At 42.3% G+C, this 1238-nt stretch carries 9 tRNA genes and 1 rRNA gene; all 10 read right to left on the bottom strand.

Annotated features, from left to right (window positions below):
• Positions 1 to 151 precede the first annotated feature (151 nt).
• Positions 152 to 225: transfer RNA gene (locus BMX09_RS09910), tRNA-Arg, on the bottom strand.
• A 31-nt stretch (positions 226 to 256) separates the two neighbouring features.
• Positions 257 to 342: transfer RNA gene (locus BMX09_RS09905), tRNA-Leu, on the bottom strand.
• A 107-nt stretch (positions 343 to 449) separates the two neighbouring features.
• Positions 450 to 523 (bottom strand) — tRNA-Pro (locus tag BMX09_RS09900).
• A 24-nt stretch (positions 524 to 547) separates the two neighbouring features.
• Positions 548 to 621 (bottom strand) — tRNA-Arg (locus BMX09_RS09895).
• Between the two features lie 31 nt (positions 622 to 652).
• Positions 653 to 738 (bottom strand) — tRNA-Leu (locus BMX09_RS09890).
• Between the two features lie 11 nt (positions 739 to 749).
• Positions 750 to 821: transfer RNA gene (locus BMX09_RS09885), tRNA-Gly, on the bottom strand.
• A gap of 4 nt (positions 822 to 825) precedes the next feature.
• Positions 826 to 898: transfer RNA gene (locus tag BMX09_RS09880), tRNA-Thr, on the bottom strand.
• A gap of 72 nt (positions 899 to 970) precedes the next feature.
• Positions 971 to 1043: transfer RNA gene (locus BMX09_RS09875), tRNA-Lys, on the bottom strand.
• Positions 1044 to 1047: 4 nt separating this feature from the next.
• Positions 1048 to 1120: transfer RNA gene (locus BMX09_RS09870), tRNA-Val, on the bottom strand.
• A 15-nt stretch (positions 1121 to 1135) separates the two neighbouring features.
• A 5S ribosomal RNA gene (rrf, locus tag BMX09_RS09865) occupies positions 1136 to 1238 on the bottom strand; the annotation flags it as partial.

The raw sequence follows: 1238 nt of genomic DNA, 5'->3' as shown, positions 1-1238 counted from the left end.
GAAAGCGAAGCGAACCTTGACTACTGAATGATTAACTCTTTATTTTTTTAAAAGCCAATAAGCACATAAAAAATAGGATCAATGATTTTACTCATTAACCCTATAAATATAAGTAAAAAAACTAACAACTATACAGTTGCTAGTTTAGTGATGCACCCAACAGGAGTCGAACCTGTAACCGCTTGATTCGTAGTCAAGTACTCTATCCAATTGAGCTATGGGTGCATTATATATTAACTTCAAAGTTTCTTTTAAATGCCGAGGACCGGAATCGAACCGGTACGGTGATCACTCACCGCAGGATTTTAAGTCCTGTGCGTCTGCCAGTTCCGCCACCCCGGCTAGAACTTACATATATTGAATGATATATGGGCTTCATCTAAAACTCTTACAATTAAAGTCATAATTTTTTTAGATGAATATTATAAAAATGATTAAAATCATTTTTATCGGGAATACAGGATTCGAACCTACGACCCCTTGGTCCCAAACCAAGTGCTCTACCAAGCTGAGCTAATTCCCGAAAAGGTCTAACAAAAAACAAAAATGCACCCAACAGGAGTCGAACCTGTAACCGCTTGATTCGTAGTCAAGTACTCTATCCAATTGAGCTATGGGTGCATTATATATTAACTTCAAAGTTTCCTTTGAATGCCGAGGACCGGAATCGAACCGGTACGGTGATCACTCACCGCAGGATTTTAAGTCCTGTGCGTCTGCCAGTTCCGCCACCCCGGCTAGAACTTACAAGCGGAAGACGGGGTTCGAACCCGCGACCCCCACCTTGGCAAGGTGGTGTTCTACCACTGAACTACTTCCGCAAAATGCCGGCTAAAGGAGTTGAACCCTCGACCCTCTGATTACAAATCAGATGCTCTACCAACTGAGCTAAGCCGGCTGAATCAGTTATAAAAAGATTATATACTGAATTTATATGTTTGTCAATCTATTTTTTATTTAAAAATAGATATGAGTCATGCAGGGTTCGAACCTGCGACCCTCTGATTAAAAGTCAGATGCTCTACCAACTGAGCTAATGACTCATGATGGAGGTTAACGGGATCGAACCGCTGACCCCCTGCTTGTAAGGCAGGTGCTCTCCCAGCTGAGCTAAACCTCCAACATAAATATAAAAGTATGGCGACGTCCTATCCTCGCAGGGAGAAACCCCCAACTACTATCGGCGCTAAGAAGCTTAACTTCTGTGTTCGAGATGGGAACAGGTGTGTCCTTCTTGC

The sequence above is a fragment of the Granulicatella balaenopterae genome (genome assembly GCF_900111135.1).
Taxonomy (GTDB): Bacteria; Bacillota; Bacilli; order Lactobacillales; family Aerococcaceae; genus Granulicatella; species Granulicatella balaenopterae.
The sequence above is the reverse complement of the archived record's forward strand: the minus strand, read 5'-3'. Positions and strand labels throughout refer to the sequence as shown.